12 protein-coding genes are annotated in these 15,724 nt (G+C 41.6%); 11 read left to right on the forward strand and 1 reads right to left on the reverse strand.

Translation table 11 applies throughout. The features are described from left to right. From ACH2DQ_RS04210 to ACH2DQ_RS04245, 8 genes are all read left to right on the forward strand, one after another. A partial coding sequence (locus ACH2DQ_RS04210) for a sensor histidine kinase (RefSeq protein ID WP_395025698.1) occupies nucleotides 1–634 on the forward strand: 634 nt, incomplete at its 5' end. A gap of 13 nt (nucleotides 635–647) precedes the next feature. After that, nucleotides 648–2,171: a response regulator gene (locus ACH2DQ_RS04215; protein ID WP_394912877.1), complete on the forward strand. Its 1,524-nt coding sequence runs from the start codon at nucleotides 648–650 to the stop codon at nucleotides 2,169–2,171. Further along, nucleotides 2,168–3,418 (forward strand): ABC transporter substrate-binding protein, encoded by a 1,251-nt coding sequence (locus tag ACH2DQ_RS04220; RefSeq protein ID WP_394912876.1) that lies wholly within the window; start codon nucleotides 2,168–2,170, stop codon nucleotides 3,416–3,418. Before ACH2DQ_RS04215 ends, ACH2DQ_RS04220 begins: the two co-directional genes overlap by 4 nt. Before the next feature lie 226 nt (nucleotides 3,419–3,644). Continuing rightward, nucleotides 3,645–5,105 (forward strand): extracellular solute-binding protein, encoded by a 1,461-nt coding sequence (locus tag ACH2DQ_RS04225; RefSeq protein WP_394912875.1) that lies wholly within the window; start codon nucleotides 3,645–3,647, stop codon nucleotides 5,103–5,105. A 135-nt stretch (nucleotides 5,106–5,240) separates the two neighbouring features. Continuing rightward, nucleotides 5,241–6,128, forward strand: a complete 888-nt coding sequence (locus ACH2DQ_RS04230) for a carbohydrate ABC transporter permease (RefSeq protein ID WP_027296875.1) — start codon at nucleotides 5,241–5,243, stop codon at nucleotides 6,126–6,128. Between the two features lie 13 nt (nucleotides 6,129–6,141). Further along, nucleotides 6,142–6,963, forward strand: coding sequence for a carbohydrate ABC transporter permease (locus ACH2DQ_RS04235; RefSeq protein ID WP_394912874.1), 822 nt, complete (start codon nucleotides 6,142–6,144; stop codon nucleotides 6,961–6,963). A 74-nt stretch (nucleotides 6,964–7,037) separates the two neighbouring features. Continuing rightward, the gene (locus ACH2DQ_RS04240) at nucleotides 7,038–10,181 is read left to right on the forward strand and encodes an alpha-mannosidase (RefSeq protein ID WP_394912873.1); all 3,144 of its coding nucleotides are present in this window, start codon (nucleotides 7,038–7,040) and stop codon (nucleotides 10,179–10,181) included. A 390-nt stretch (nucleotides 10,182–10,571) separates the two neighbouring features. Next, nucleotides 10,572–12,299 carry an AAA family ATPase gene (locus ACH2DQ_RS04245; protein ID WP_394912872.1) on the forward strand — a complete coding sequence of 576 codons (1,728 nt, stop codon included), beginning with the start codon at nucleotides 10,572–10,574 and terminating at the stop codon, nucleotides 12,297–12,299. Between the two features lie 154 nt (nucleotides 12,300–12,453). Here ACH2DQ_RS04245 and ACH2DQ_RS04250 read toward each other — a convergent pair whose 3' ends face one another. Next, on the reverse strand, nucleotides 12,454–12,900 hold the full coding sequence (locus tag ACH2DQ_RS04250) for a GatB/YqeY domain-containing protein (RefSeq protein ID WP_394912871.1): 447 nt from the start codon (nucleotides 12,898–12,900) through the stop codon (nucleotides 12,454–12,456). 261 nt (nucleotides 12,901–13,161) lie between these two features. On the opposite strand from ACH2DQ_RS04250, the gene ACH2DQ_RS04255 reads away from it, so the two are divergent. The 3 genes from ACH2DQ_RS04255 to feoB form a co-directional block, all read left to right on the forward strand. After that, nucleotides 13,162–13,371 (forward strand): ferrous iron transport protein A, encoded by a 210-nt coding sequence (locus ACH2DQ_RS04255; protein WP_394912870.1) that lies wholly within the window; start codon nucleotides 13,162–13,164, stop codon nucleotides 13,369–13,371. A 15-nt stretch (nucleotides 13,372–13,386) separates the two neighbouring features. Further along, nucleotides 13,387–13,608 (forward strand): ferrous iron transport protein A, encoded by a 222-nt coding sequence (locus tag ACH2DQ_RS04260; protein WP_027296880.1) that lies wholly within the window; start codon nucleotides 13,387–13,389, stop codon nucleotides 13,606–13,608. Nucleotides 13,609–13,671: 63 nt separating this feature from the next. After that, on the forward strand, nucleotides 13,672–15,724 hold a 2,053-nt coding region (gene feoB, locus ACH2DQ_RS04265; RefSeq protein ID WP_395025703.1), incomplete at its 3' end, for a ferrous iron transport protein B.

Raw genomic sequence — 15,724 nt, forward strand, 5'->3', positions numbered from 1 at the left:
AGCAATTGTGCGGGAAAAAAATGCGGAGATTAAATCCCTGGAGGCACAGATCAATCCCCATTTCTTATATAATACCCTGGATACCATCAACTGGATGGCAATTGCCCATGAGGAATTTACCATCAGCCGTATGCTCACAAGCCTTGCGGTGATATTGCGCTACAGCGTCCATAAAAGCAATGAGATCGTAAAACTGAGCAGTGAACTGGAATATTTAAAGAAATATGTCTATTTGCAACAGCAGCGGTTTGACTATTCCTTTCAGTGTATTCTTCATGTGGAAGAAGAGGTACTGGATTGTAAAATACACAAGCTTTTGATACAGCCGCTGATTGAAAATACAATTGTTCATGGATTCCCAGGAAATACGGGATTTGATGAAATCAATCTTAGGATTCACAGGATTGATGATACGAATATAGAAATTGTGGTAGAAGACAATGGAAAAGGCATGGATCCGGAACTTGCAGAATTCTTTAATCAATTTGACTATAGCAAAGAGAGAATAGAATCCAGCATCGGGGTCCGTAATGTAATTACCAGAGTGAAACTCTATTACGGAGAATCAGGACATTTTCATGTTGTTTCCAGTGAAAATGGTACTGCGGTAACCATAACAATTCCATATGAGTAGGGAGGATGAGATTATGCGTATTATAGTTGTGGAAGATGAACCCAATACAAGAGAAGGGCTGATTGGGATCATCAAACGGTATACCGAACATGAAATAATTTATACGGCGGTAAATGGCAAAGACGGACTGGAAAATATCAGAGCGCTTAAGCCGGATCTGGTTATAACAGATATTAAGATGCCGGTAATGGACGGTCTTACCATGCTTCAGACGCTGCATGACGAAGGTGAAGAGTTTCAGTCATTGCTTTTAACCGGCTATTCCGAGTTTGAATATGCCAGAAAGGCTCTGAAACTTAGTGTGACTGAATACATTTTAAAACCACTGGATATCGAAGATTTTTTGAAACTGCTGAAAAAAGTGGATAATAAAATTGAAAAAACGAAGATTGAAAGGGTTTCGCCCAGCCAGCTTTTGTGGAGTTACCTCACCGGTACGGAGGAAGAAAAGCAAAAAATTCTGCCGGTTATAGAGGAGTCCATACAGGTTAATAAAAAAGTGCAGATTTCACTATTCCTGGTGAAGTGCAGCAGTGTGGTAAGAGAGAGTACCACAGAAATGATGGAAGAGACGAATTCTGTACTGGATGCCATGTGCATGGAAAACTACTTCGTGGTATTTCTGTCCCAGGACGTGGGGTTTCTTGTTATTGTGCTGGATACCGAGCGGAACCGCAGCTTAAAGCGGATGTTCCAGATGCGTGTACTGGAGAGAATCGGTAAAATTTCCGAATGCTTTTGCAGCTATACGACTGCATATGGCGTTACAGGGCTGGATGAAAAGGTTTTGCATTTGAAGGATCTGATGAGGCATGCATTTTCATTTCCCTCCGGCACCATTCTGGATGATGAACTGCTGGAAGGATTTGAGTATGAAAATATTGAATATCCCGATTCTCTGGAACGTGCCGTTTGCCGGGAGATGCGCAGCGGGAAAGCGGAGCGCATACAGGAACTGGGGGAACAGTTTAAAAAAGAGGTGATTGAAAGCAAGGGGCATCCTGATTGTATCCGGGAGTTTACAGTGCGTTTTACGGCAGGCCTTCTTCGTGTGGTGAATGAACTGAAAGAGAACCTGGAAAAAGAAAACGGGATTCAGTATATTGTGGGAAATATGGCAAAAAGTAATTCCAGGGAACAGCTGGAACATCAGTTTGACAAGGTAATGAAGACGCTGACTTTAAGTGAAGATGATATCTCTGGTCTTACTGAAAACGGAATGATTCTCAATGTGATTTCCTTTATCAGAGAGAATTACGCCAGGGATATAACCTTGACCGAAACGGCGGTAATGTGCGGTGTCAGCCCCGAGTATCTAAGCAAGATCTTTTACCGGGAGATGAATATAAATTTTGTTGCATTTTTGCAGAATTTCCGCATCAGTATGGCGAAGAGGCTGTTAAGCCTTGGAAAATGTAAAATTGGGGAAGTGTCAGAAGCAGTAGGCTTTCATGACCAGAAGTATTTCGTGAAAGTGTTTAAAAAAATATGCGGTGTTACACCATCCGATTATAAAAAGGAGATGAACAGCCAATGAAGCTGAGACGGCTATTGGGCGGTGCGGCGGCTTGTGTCCTGGTAATGCTGATTATTACTTATATCGGGTTTTCTTCCAAGAATAATAAAGTGATACAAAAGGTTACGAACGATGAGCAGATTATCCGGATTATGGCGCCTGACGAAGGAAGTGTACATAAACAGGCTCTGGAAGAGACGGCGCGGAATTATTCCGCAATCAGAGGAAATAAACAAGTAGAAATCCAGTTTATTTCCCAGGAGAATTTCCAAAAGGAAATCTGTATGAGAACGGATGAAGGTACCAATACGGACCTGATTATCTGTGAAAATACCATGATGCCATCCTTAATTGACATGGGCATATTGGAAGATTTGACCGCTTATATAAAGGGGAATGTAAAATCCAGGTACTGGCAGAATCTCTGGACCAATGCCATCAGCGACGGGAAATATTATGGGGTGCCGTTTACAAGTGATCCTTATGTAGTCTTCTACAACAAAGACCTGATGAAAAAAGAGAAACAGGAAGTGCCCGATACCTGGGATGAACTGCTGAGTGTATGTGACCGTATCAAAGGCCTGGGAAACTACGGATTTGGTTTCGCAGCAAAACAGCCGGAGGAAGTGACTGCTTTCTTTATGCAGATGCTGTATTCCTGCGGCGGCTCACTTCGGGAAGTGAATGGCAATGCAGGAAATCAGGTATTCCAATTATTGCTTCAGTTAAAAAACAGAAAGCAGATATCACCGGATACCATGAACTGGAGCCAGTCAGACCTTGCCCATGAATTTGCAAAAGGGCATATCGCAATGATGGCTGGGAATGCCAGTATGGCTTCCATTCTTCGGACCACCCGCCTGGGATTTGAGGTTGGCGTGACAGGGATGCCATCCGGGAAAAAAGAAGCGTATCTGCTGCACGGGAAGAACATCGGAATTACGAAATCCGGGGATATCCAGGAAGCAAAGAAGTTCTTGGATTATATCCGGGAACCGGATGTTGCAAATTTTCTTACGAAAGAGATGGATACCGTTCCGGTTCTGGTTGAAGGAGAGTACAAAAAGAAAAAAATAGGCCCTGATCAGGCTCTGGTGTCGGATTATATGAAAAACGGTGTTACAAAAGGTGCATATGATTCCTGGTTTGATATCTCAGGTGCTGTGGCAAACGGCATTTATGATATTTTGCACGAACGCACCGTAAGCATAAAGAATATTGGTGACACCATGCAGGACAAAGTTCGTGTGGCGCTTATTGATAAATAGGATAATTTACAGATGATAATAAAGGAAAATGTTGTGAAAGTGTATAGTGTAAAATGCCTTCACAACATTTTTTTGACAAAAAATGAGTAAAAAAGTATAGGGAAAGGTTAAAAATGTACCCCTTTTTCAAAAATGTGGAATTTTCAAATTGAAATTGGGATGATAATATATAGACAGCTTAAGAAAAGCGGGAAATGAAAAAGTAAAGAAAAAGGAGCGATGAAGTATGAAAAGAAAAAAATTGGTGAGCGTTTGTATGGCATCCGCAATGGTATTAGGATTGACAGCCTGCGGTGGTTCAGGTGGGGGAACGGATTCAACGACAGCAGGTACTTCCAAGGAGACGAAAGCAGAGACAGCAGCAGGTTCTGAAACAGCTGCCGGCGATGAAACAAAAGCAGCGGAAGATACAGCTGCCAGCGGAGACGCTCAGACAATTACCTTTACCTTCCGTGATGATGGACAGGGCGAGAAGAGTGCTCTTTGGCAATGGATTCAGGATGGATATGACAGCTGGGATAAAAAAGATTCCGTAAAATTAAATATTTCTCCCATCGTAGCAAGCGAAGGTGATTATTTTGCTAAAATTGCATTGCAGCTTCAGGATCCAAGTACTTGCCCGGATTTAGTCTGTGAAGATACTTTCCAGCTTCCAAATGACGTAAGTGCAGGTTACCTGACAGACTTAACCGATTACGTAAAAGACTATCCCGAATGGAACGACGGTACATACTACGAATCCATGCAAAACGGTGTCTCCAAAGACGGTAAACCATACGGCATCCCATATTGTACAGATACACGTGGACTTTGGTACAACAAGGACATCTTCAAACAGGCAGGTCTGCCGGAAGAATGGGCACCAAAATCCTGGCAGGATATACTAGATGCATGCAAGACCATTAAAGAGAAAGTGCCGGATGTAGTTCCTTTCTGGTGTAACTCAGGTGTAGCTACCGGTGAAGCAACTTCCATGCAGACATATGAAATGCTCCTTTATGGAACAGGCGAGAGATTAATCGATGACAGTGGAAAATGGATCGTTAAGAGCCAGGGCATGTTAGATTCTCTGAACTTCTTAAATGATATTTATTCAAACGGATACGGACCTTCCTTATCAAAAGTATTAAACGGACAGGCTTCCAATACTTCAGCCAGAGAATATCTGCCACAGGGCAAGCTTGCTATCTCCTTAGACGGCAGCTGGATTCCAGGAAACTGGGAAGAAACAGGTGCATCACCATGGCCGGAAGCAAAAGACGTACTGGGATTTGCTCCAATGCCTACCAGCACAGGACAGGAACCCGGAACCATTACATTGGCAGGCGGCTGGGCATTATCCATTCCTGAAAATTCCGATGCAAAGGATATTACCTTTGAATTTATCAAACATTTAATGGATCCATCTATCTATACAAAAGCAGTTATCGCACAGGGCAACATTGCAACCAGAACTGATGTAGCAAAAGATCCTGAATATGCAGCAAAACCATTCAAACAGATCTCTACGGATTTCCTTGCTACAGCAGAATTCAGACCTCAGAACGACCAGTACTCCACCGTTTCCACCAGTATCCAGTCTATGGTAGAGGCAGTTGTATCCGGTACAAGTCCGGAGGACGCAATTGCACAGTATGGAACAGAAGTAAAGCGTGCTGTCGGTGATGACAAAACTATTGAAAAATAGTAATGAAATGCAACGGGCGGGGTTAATCAGAATAGATTGAAACCGCCCGGTCTTATTGAAAAGTGAAAGACAGGATACCCCGCTTTCTGCGGCGGGATATCTGACTCCACGAAGAAAGAAAAGGGGGCTGTGCTGATGGCTAGACCAAACAGAAAGGCAATGGTAATGGATGAGGCTAAGAAATCCATACTGTTACTGCCGGCGATTGTACTGTTAATCGCGTTCTTTATTATTCCGATTGTATTAACCGTTTATTATTCTTTTACCAATTTAGCACTTAGTGGTTCAAATGCAGCAAATTTCCAAATAGTGGGGCTGGAAAATTACATAAAAATGCTTACAGACCCAAATACTTTAATCGCAATTAAAAATACATTGATTTTCTTAGTTGGAAGTTTAATTGGGCAGTCCGTATTAGGATTTACGATTGCCTATTTGATGAAAAATAAAGCAAAGACCTTTCGTAGTATCGTAGGTCCCTGTATTCTGGCAGGCTGGGTAATGCCCGAAATCGTTGTTGCATTATGCTGTTCCTCTTTTTTCCAGGAATCCGGTACACTCAACATGATTATGGGTGCCATACAGATTGAACCCATCGCCTGGCTGTACCAGCATCCAATGGCTGCTGTTGTAGCTGCAAACATATGGCATGGAACTGCATTCTCTATGATGAACTTTCAGTCAGCGCTGGATAATGTATCCGGGGATATCGAAGAGGCTGCAAAAGTGGATGGAGCAAACCGCAGACAGACACTGCTTCGGATTATCGTACCCTGTATCAAAGATACCATTGCAACCAACACCATGTTAAATACGCTGTCAACACTGGGTGTATTTGGACTGATCTATATTATGACAGGCGGCGGACCCGGTAATTCTACCAGTACACTTCCCATCTACATGTACAGACAGGCGTTTACCAGCGGACAGATGGGTGCAGGAACAGCAATTGGTATGTTAATTCTGGTAGTTGGTATTGTCTGCAGTATCATCTATGCAAGAATCTTGAAATCAGACGATTAAGGAGGGAAATCATATGCATGAAAAAACAACAAAGGGAATCCATTATGCAATCCTTAGCTGTATTGCATTAGTATTCATACTTCCACTTCTCTGGGTTGTGATCGCCTCCTTAGATACAAATGCAAGTGAGGCAATTAAGGCACCTACGCAGTGGACAATAGAGAATTACAAAGCAGTACTTTCTAATAAAACGAATTTAAAAGGATTTGGGATCGGACTTTTCATCTCCTTTATCCAGGCAACTATCGTAGTAATTGTATCGGGTCTTGGTGCTTATGCACTCTCCAGATACCGATTGAGTTACCGCAAAGGATTTATGTATGTCATCCTTTTTATGACTGCATTACCCATGACGGCAGTCATTGTTCCGGTATACAAAATGTTTTTATCAATAGGCTTGCTAGATAGCATCTGGGGTGTTATTCTATTCTTAAGTGCTTCATCCCTTCCCTATGGAATCTGGCTCATGAAGAATTTTATGGATGGGGTTCCGGTAGAGCTGGAAGAAGCTGCATGGGTAGACGGAGCGACTACCTGGCAGTCGATCCGAAAGGTAGTGGCACCGCTGATGTTCCCGGGAATTTGTGTGGTATTTATTTACACCTTCTCCGGAAGCTGGGGGAATTTCTTCATTCCCTATATCTTGTTGAGTACACCTGCCAAGCAGCCTGCATCCATTCTTCTATACCAGTTCTTTGGAAATAACGGAATGGTTCAGTACGGACAGCTTGCAGCATACTCCGCAGTATATGCTTTACCATCGATTCTGCTTTATATCCTGTCACAAAAATATATGTCTAAGGGATTCACCATGGCAGGTGCAGCAAAAGGATGACAGATCACGAAATGAAATTTTTAAAATGCTAAATTGCAGATATCTTCATATCTGCTGTATGGAGGAGGTAACTCATGGTTTTAATTAAGGAAAGGATAGGAAAACTGGTTGAAGATTTACATGAATTAATCTATCCGGAATCAGTTAATATCCAGAATTACAAGATGATTCAGACTACGGAACGATTTACAGACATTGCTGGTTTGGATACCGGTGCATGGCGGGATTTTTCCAGGGAACAGATTTGGGGCGGGCATCGTGAATATTACTGGTTTGAGACTACGATTACGATTCCCGAAAGCTTTGACGGAAAGTGTGTAGTTTATGAATTAACCAACGGAAAAGAGGGCGAGTGGGATGCAACGAATCCACAGTTTTCTATTTACGTAAATGGAGAAATGAAGCAGGGGCTGGATGTGAACCACAGAGAAACGGTCCTGACGGAACATGCAGCAGCAGGTGCATGCTATCGTATCGTACTGTCTGCATTTACCGGAGATCAGAATTTCAGTCTGAAGCTGGATTCAAAATTAAAAGTACTGGACAGGAAGACGGAAAAATATTTCTATGATATTTCTGTGCCATTAAATGTTGCAAGGCTGTTAAACCCGGATGACAAAGCATACATAACGATTATTACAAGGTTAAACGAGTCTTTGAACCTGTTGGATTTAAGAAAAGAATATTCACAGGAATATTATGCTTCCCTGGAAAAAGCACAGGAGTATATTACTGCAGAATTTTATGAAAAAGAGTGCGGCAGCAGTGATGCAGTTGTTTATTGTGTGGGACATACCCATATTGATGTGGCATGGCTCTGGTCACTTGCTGTGACAGAGGATAAAGCAGTCAGAAGTTTCTCCACGGTGCTGGATCTGATGAAACAGTACCCGGAATATATTTTTATGTCCAGCCAGCCTCAGCTTTATAAATATGTAAAAAAGAATGCGCCGGGGGTGTACGAACAGATCAAAGAAAGAGTCAAAGAAGGCAGATGGGAACCGGAAGGCGGAATGTTTGTAGAGGCGGATTGTAATATTGCATCCGGTGAGGCACTGGTCCGCCAGTTCATGTACGGACAGAAGTTCTTCCAGGAAGAATTCGGTGCGGATAACTCTATTTTATGGCTTCCCGATGTGTTCGGATATTCGGCTGCGCTGCCCCAGATTATGAAAAAATGTGGACTGCCCTATTTTATGACAACGAAGATCAGCTGGAATGAATTTAACAAAATGCCCTATGATACCTTCGAATGGGAGGGGATAGACGGCAGCAGAGTTCTGACCCATTTTGTATCCACCAGGGATTATAAAAAAGGCGCAGTGGAAGGCGGTTTTGAGACAGAACATTTCACAACCTATAACGGAGACATCAATCCGTCTCAGATTAAAGGCGGATGGGCACGTTACAGCCAGAAATATCTGAATGGAGAGATCTTAAATTCCTTCGGTTACGGTGACGGCGGCGGCGGACCAACTGCCAAAATGCTGGAGAACCAGAGAAGACTGGAAAAAGGAATTCCTGGTTGTCCAAAAACAGTTATGAGTACAGCTAAAAATTACTTTGAGGTTCTGGAGAAGAATGTAAAGGATCACAAATATCTGCCATCCTGGGTGGGAGAATTATATCTGGAATACCACAGAGGTACTTATACTTCCATGGCACGCAATAAGAAATACAACCGTAAAGCGGAGTTTGCATATGAGAACGCAGAGCTTTACGGCATGATGGATCAGGACCTGACAGGAAGTGCTTACCCTGATAAACAGCTTCATGAAGCGTGGGAAGTAATTTTAAGAAATCAGTTCCATGATATCCTTCCCGGTTCTTCGATCAAAGAAGTATATGATGATTCCAAAGCGGAATATGAAAGCATCTTTGCCATAAATAAAGAACTGGTAAACGGGGCATTAAAAAATATTGCGGATAAGGTACAGGCGCCAAAGCATTCTGTTGTAGTTTATAATCCAAATAGTATGACAGCAGATGAGATTGTCAGCTTCCCGTGTCCTGCCGGAATGGCAAATGCAGCCGTATACGACAAAGACTGTCTGGTTCCTTCACAGAAAGCCCACACCGGAGAAATTATCTTCAGGGCAGAGGGTGTTCCATCAAAAGGTTATAAGACCTTCTATCTGAAAGAAGAAGAACCGCAGAACAATGGCACTATGCAGGTTACCTTCGATCATATGGAAAATGATTTCTTTGCTATAACGTTAAATGAAAAGGGACAATTTGCATCTATTTTTGATAAAAAGGCCAAGCGTGAAGTATTGCAGCCGGGAAAAGCTGCTAATGTGATTATGACTTACGAGGATCGTCCTCATAACTACGATGCCTGGGATGTTAATAATTACTATGTAGAAAAAGCCTGGGAAGTGGATCAGGTTGAAAAAATAGAAATTGCGGAAAACGGACCGGTAAGAGCTGTCATCAAAGTAGAAAGAAAATACCTGGATTCCACAATTACACAATCCATCTGCATCTATAAAGATATTCCAAGGATTGACATTAAAAATGAAATTGACTGGAAAGAACATCAGATCTTCATGAAGACCTTATTCCCGGTAGACGTGCATACCAGCGAAGCAACCTTCGATATCCAGTACGGCAATGTAAAACGCCAGACGCACTATAATACTTCCTGGGATTATGCAAAATTTGAGGTCTGCGTACACAAATGGCTGGATGTATCCGAAGACAATTATGGTGTCAGCATGCTCAATGACTGTAAATACGGATGCAGTGTACATGATGGCGTAATCGGAATGTCCATGCTGAAATCTGCACGTTATCCAAATCCGGAAGCAGACAAGGAATTCCATGAATTCACCTATTCTTTCTATCCCCATGAAGGGGACTGGAGAAGCGCAGGTACCGTAAAACAGGCTTACCAGCTGAATAACCCGCTTACAGCGGTGGTGAAAGAAACAGAAGGCGGAGCATTAAAAGAAATTTATTCCCATGTATCCTCCGATCAGGATAATGTAGTGGTAGAGGTTGTAAAAAAAGCAGAAGAGGGAGACGCTCTGATTGTGCGTCTGTACGAATGCTTCAACCGGAGAACCCACTCAACCCTCACATTTGCAAAAGATATTGCATCCGCATGGGAATGTGACATGATGGAAGTGAACTGCGGGGAAGCGGCAGTAGCCGGAAACCAAATAGAGTTTGATATGAAGCCTTATGAGATAAAGACCTTTAAGGTGATGTTCTGAGATTCATGATCAGATAGGATCAGATACGTTCTTTAGCCATAGCACTATCATAAATATGTATAGGAATAAAACCTCTTTGAGATATAATCTTAAGGAGGTTTTTGCTGTAATAGAAAAAATATGATAACAAAAATTAATTATTTAATTCAATTAATAAGGTTCGTAATGTGGTGTTGTGGTATAATAAAAAATATATGCTTGTCGCCTTTCATTCGGGACAAAGCTCTCACAAACTGGAACGCACAGCTGCCAGAAAGCATTTTTTAAACACGCTCTGGTGCTCCATCCAGACAGTAACAATAGTAACAGTGCTGTCACTATTGCTACTGTTAGGATGGAGTACTAGGTGAATATGGATTATTAAAATAACAGCGAAAGGGGTATGGTATTTTGAAAAAGCGCAGGTTCCTGCCTGTAGGTCAGGAAGATTTTAAAGAGATTATAGAAAATAATGGGTATTATGTTGATAAAACTCTGTTGATAAAAAAATTATTGGATGTGAGGGGGAAGGTAACGCTCTTTACCAGACCCAGACGTTTTGGAAAGACACTTGGAATCAGCATGTTGCAATATTTTTTTGAAAATACCGGAATAAATCAGAGGGCATTATTTGAAAATCTGGCTATTTTAAAGGAAGAGGATATATGTGAAAAATATATGGGACAGTATCCGGTAATCCGACTGTCTTTAAAAAGCGCCAAGCAAGAATCTTTTTCTTATGCCTTTGCGGCGATGAAGCAGACGATTGCCGAAGAATTCCGCCGACATGAAAAAGAAGTGAAAGCTTATGAATTTGAGAAAGACAGAATTCAAAGAATTCTAAATGCTCAGGGAGAGGGGCAGGACTATCTTACATCCTTACAGTTTTTATCCCAGATCCTGTATCACCAATATGGTAAAAGGGTAATTGTACTTCTTGATGAATACGATGTACCTTTAGAAAATGCTTATTTTCACGGTTACTATGATAAAATGGTCAATTTTATCCGCTCATTATTTGAGTCTGTACTAAAAACGAACAGCTGCCTGGAATTTGCGGTCATTACAGGCTGCCTCAGAATATCAAAAGAACACCCTGCGGGTATACCATTATGCCCGGAAAAAATGGGCAAGCAAGTGAAAAGTATTTTTACTGGTCTGAATAACCTTCGCATTATTTCGATTATGGATAAAGCTTATGAAGAATATTTCGGATTTACGCAAGAGGAAACGAAACAGATCCTGGATTATTATGGATTAAAATCCCACATGTCGGATATAAGAGAATGGTATGATGGATACTTGTTTGGAGAGCAGGAAATTTACAATCCGTGGAGTGTATTGAGTTATATTTCTGATTTGCTGGAGAATGAATATGCGAAACCCAAACCATATTGGTCTAATACCAGTTCAAATGATATTATACGTCATCTTATAGAAGGTGCAGACCTCCAGACCAGAAGTAAGGTCGAATCTTTAATTGCCGGGGATACAATTGAAAGTGTAGTTCACGAGGATATTACTTATGCGGATATAGAAGAATCAGAAGAAAATTTGTGGAATTTTCTCTATTTTACAGGATATCTGAAAAAAGTCTCCGAACGATCTGTCGGAGATCAAAGGTTTATCCGTATGCAGGTTCCGAATGTGGAAATAAATTATATTTATAAAAGTAAAGTCTCCGAATGGATGAAAGAAAAGATACAACAGGAAGATCTGAGTCAGTTATATGATGCATTATTGAGTGGAAATGAGGTGGATTTACAGGATCAACTGGGACGCCAGCTGAGGGAAAGTATCAGTTTTTATGATTACAAAGAAGCATTTTACCATGGCTTTTTATTAGGGCTGTTGAAGCAGCTGGATGAATATTTAATAGAGTCTAATCGGGAAGCGGGAGACGGCAGGCTGGATATTCTGCTGAGGAGCCTGGATGTGAGGAAACCGGTGGTAATTGTGGAACTGAAGCAGTCCGGGGTTTTTCAGGATATGGAAACAAAAGCAACGGAAGCTTTGAATCAAATTCAGGACAAGGAATATTACAGAGAACTGCAACAGGAAGGGTATGAAAACATTATCTGCTATGGGATTGCTTTTTTTAAAAAGAATTGCAGGGTACAGGTTAAACGGATCGATTAAATGAAACTGAAACAAATGTATAGGCAGTTGCCAAATGGACGCGCAAGCGTGTCCGTTTGGCTCGTAGCTCGCGGGAATAAAAACGCATGATATCAGAATACATCCAAAAGATATGGACGTGTTTCGTTATCATGCGTTTATAATTTTAAAGGAATTACTGCATCAAACTCCCCAGGATCTGATTCACAAGTTTACCGTCAGCCACACCCTTAACCCGGGGCATCAGTTCCTTCATAATACGGCCTTTGTCCTTGCCGGTAGGTGTGTCAATGCCAAGGCCTTTCAGAACCTCAGATATAACGTTCTTAATTTCTCCTTCATCCATCATATGTGGGGCAAATTCTTCATAAACGGTGATTCGTTTCTGGCATTCCTCTATAATATCGGTACGGTCGGCTGGTGTCAGTTCCAAAGTTTCCTTGGTTTGCTTGATTTCCTTTAGGACTACTTCGTTTTCTTCCTGTTCCGTTAAATCTTCTCTTTTGTCGATGGCCTTATTTTTTAAAGCGGACAACAGCATGGAAAGAGAGTCTTTCCGTTCCTTTTCTCCTGCTTTCATAGCGGTAACCATAGCGCTTCTTACTTCATCTATTTTACTCATTGTGACCTCCTGTATGTTTTATTTTATTCTAACATTTATTATAGGAAGCAGGAAAATAAAAGTCAAGGAGAAATCTTTTGAAGGCATTACCAAACCTGGTAAATATAGGTTTTGATAATTTTTTTCATTTTTTCAAAAAAACTATTGATTTATTCTATAAGTTAGTATATACTAACCATTGAAAAGAAGATTAGCGAAAGCTAACTGGAAGAAAAATAGCAAGGAATATTATAATTCTTACAGATGAGGTGGTGAGAAGTGATGCCCTTAACAATGGCGAATACCGGAGAAATGAATGTGATTAAAAAAGTTGGCGGCAAAGAAGATACCAGAAGATTTCTGGAGAATCTTGGTTTTGTAACAGGAGCGGCTGTTACGGTTGTATCTGCGATTCAGGGAAATGTGATTGTGAATATTAAGGATTCCAGAGTTGCAATTAATCAGGATATGGCAAAAAAAATCATGATTTAAGAGGAGGAGAATGTAATGGCAACATTAAGAGATGTGGCTTGTGGAAACACAGTTACAGTAAGGAAGTTAAATGGCGAGGGTGCTTTAAAACGCCGTATTATGGATATGGGTATTACGAAAGGCTGTAAGGTTTTTGTTCGAAAAGTAGCGCCCCTAGGAGACCCTGTGGAAGTGACGGTACGCGGATATGAACTGTCTTTAAGAAAGCAGGATGCGGAAATCATTGAGGTTGAATAAGAGGTAGAGAAATTTTTTGATACAGAGTTAGGTTAAACTAACTATAAAGGAGGAGAAAGTAAGATGGCAATTCGTATTGCACTTGCAGGTAATCCAAACTGCGGTAAAACAACTATGTTTAACAGCCTGACCGGCTCCAATCAATATGTTGGCAACTGGCCCGGAGTTACTGTTGAGAAAAAGGAAGGTAAATTAAAAGGACATAAAGATGTGATTATCACAGATTTACCGGGAATTTATTCTTTATCTCCCTATACCCTGGAAGAAGTAGTCAGCAGGGACTATATGCTGGATGAAAAGCCGGATGTGGTGATTAATCTGGTGGATGCCACAAACCTGGAAAGAAATCTTTATTTAACGACTCAGATCATGGAACTTGGTATTCCGGTGATCATGGCGCTCAATATGATCGACCTTGCCAATAAAAACGGTGATAAAATCAATACGGGAAAGCTCTCTGAAGCATTGGGCTGTGAGGTTCTGGAGACTTCGGCATTAAAAGGCATCGGGTTAGATGAAGTGGCAAACAGAGCAATTGCCCTTGCTGCAAAACAAAAAACATTTATTTCCCAGCACAAATTTTCTGATAAGGTAGAGGGTTATCTGGCTGACATTGAAGATCAGCTTCCGTCAGACTTGCCTTCGGAACAGGTTCGCTGGTACAGCATTAAAGTGTTTGAAAAAGATCCAAAAGTCATGGATAAACTGACACTTTCAGCTGACAGCAGCAAAATAATCAAAGATGTGGTAGAAACAGCAGAGAACGAACTGAATGATGATACAGAAAGTATTATTACTAATGAGAGATATGAGTACATAGAGAAGGTGATTCATAATTGTCTGAAGAAAAAACAAAAAGGGATGACAACTTCAGATAAAATTGATAGAATAGTTACAAACCGATGGCTTGCGCTGCCAATCTTTGCGGCGATTATGTTCTTGGTATATTTTATTTCCGTAACAACGATTGGTGCGGTGGTAACAGATTTTACAAATGATACCTTGTTTGGCGCATGGATTCAGCCGGCAGTACAGGCAGGTCTTGAAAACATAGGTGCAGCAGAATGGCTGGTATCTCTGGTAGTAGACGGTATTATCGGCGGTCTTGCAGCTCCCATCGGGTTTGCACCCCAGATGGCGATTCTGTTCCTGTTCCTTTCCGTTTTGGAAGATTGCGGATACATGGCGCGTGTTGCGTTTATCATGGACCGGGTATTCCGCAGATTCGGGCTTTCCGGTAAGAGCTTTATTCCGCTCCTGATCGGTTCCGGATGTGGTGTTCCTGGAATTATGGCAACCAAGACGATTGAAAATGAAGAAAACCGTAAGATGACTATTATGACTACCACATTTATTCCCTGTGGAGCAAAGCTTCCGGTAATTGCGTTAATTGCAGGCGCCATTATGGGTGGTGCATGGTGGATGGCTCCGCTGATGTACTTCATCGGAATTTTTGCTGTTATCGTTTCCTGTATCATGTTAAAGAAAACGAAATTATTTGCCGGAGAAGTATCTCCGTTTGTAATTGAATTGCCTCAGTACCACATTCCTGATGTAAAAACCGTGTTACTTCATGTGTGGGAACGTGTATGGAGCTTCCTGAAGAAAGCGGGAACGATTTTGTTCCTCTGCTGTATGGTAATGTGGTTCCTTGGAACATTTGGATTTGCAAATGGACAATTCGGAATGGCAGCTTCGGAAAATGACAGCTTACTGGCTATTATCGGTGGATTTATTGCTCCAATATTTGCACCTCTTGGATTTGGCAACTGGAAGGCAGTGGCATCGGCTCTGTCCGGATTCGTTGCAAAAGAAGGTATTGTCAGCACCATGGGTGTTATTGCCGGCATGACAGATGCGGCAGAAACGGATGCGGCTTTTGCGCAGACTGTTATGACATTCTTCCCAAGTGCGATTGCTGCTTTCTCCTTCCTGGTATTTAACCTCTTGGATTCCCCTTGCCTTGCAGCTATCAGCACCATGGCAAAAGAATTCAGAAGTAAAAAATGGACGGCATTTGCAATCATTTACCAGAATGTATTTGCTTATTCAGTTACCCTGATGATCTTTCAGTTTGGTACTGCCTTTACAGGCGGCGGATTCACAGTGGGAACTG

It is taken from the genome of Robinsoniella sp. (assembly GCF_034124845.1).

What these genes read in the sequence shown, in the direction of transcription:
- ACH2DQ_RS04215 (WP_394912877.1), top strand. Translation starts at nt 648, where the DNA reads ATGCGTATTATAGTTGTGGAAGATGAACCCAATACAAGAGAAGGGCTG.
- ACH2DQ_RS04220 (WP_394912876.1), top strand. Translation starts at nt 2,168, where the DNA reads ATGAAGCTGAGACGGCTATTGGGCGGTGCGGCGGCTTGTGTCCTGGTA.
- ACH2DQ_RS04225 (WP_394912875.1), top strand. Translation starts at nt 3,645, where the DNA reads ATGAAAAGAAAAAAATTGGTGAGCGTTTGTATGGCATCCGCAATGGTA.
- ACH2DQ_RS04230 (WP_027296875.1), top strand. Translation starts at nt 5,241, where the DNA reads ATGGCTAGACCAAACAGAAAGGCAATGGTAATGGATGAGGCTAAGAAA.
- ACH2DQ_RS04235 (WP_394912874.1), top strand. Translation starts at nt 6,142, where the DNA reads ATGCATGAAAAAACAACAAAGGGAATCCATTATGCAATCCTTAGCTGT.
- ACH2DQ_RS04240 (WP_394912873.1), top strand. Translation starts at nt 7,038, where the DNA reads ATGGTTTTAATTAAGGAAAGGATAGGAAAACTGGTTGAAGATTTACAT.
- ACH2DQ_RS04250 (WP_394912871.1), bottom strand. Translation starts at nt 12,900, where the DNA reads ATGAGTAAAATAGATGAAGTAAGAAGCGCTATGGTTACCGCTATGAAA.
- ACH2DQ_RS04255 (WP_394912870.1), top strand. Translation starts at nt 13,162, where the DNA reads ATGCCCTTAACAATGGCGAATACCGGAGAAATGAATGTGATTAAAAAA.
- ACH2DQ_RS04260 (WP_027296880.1), top strand. Translation starts at nt 13,387, where the DNA reads ATGGCAACATTAAGAGATGTGGCTTGTGGAAACACAGTTACAGTAAGG.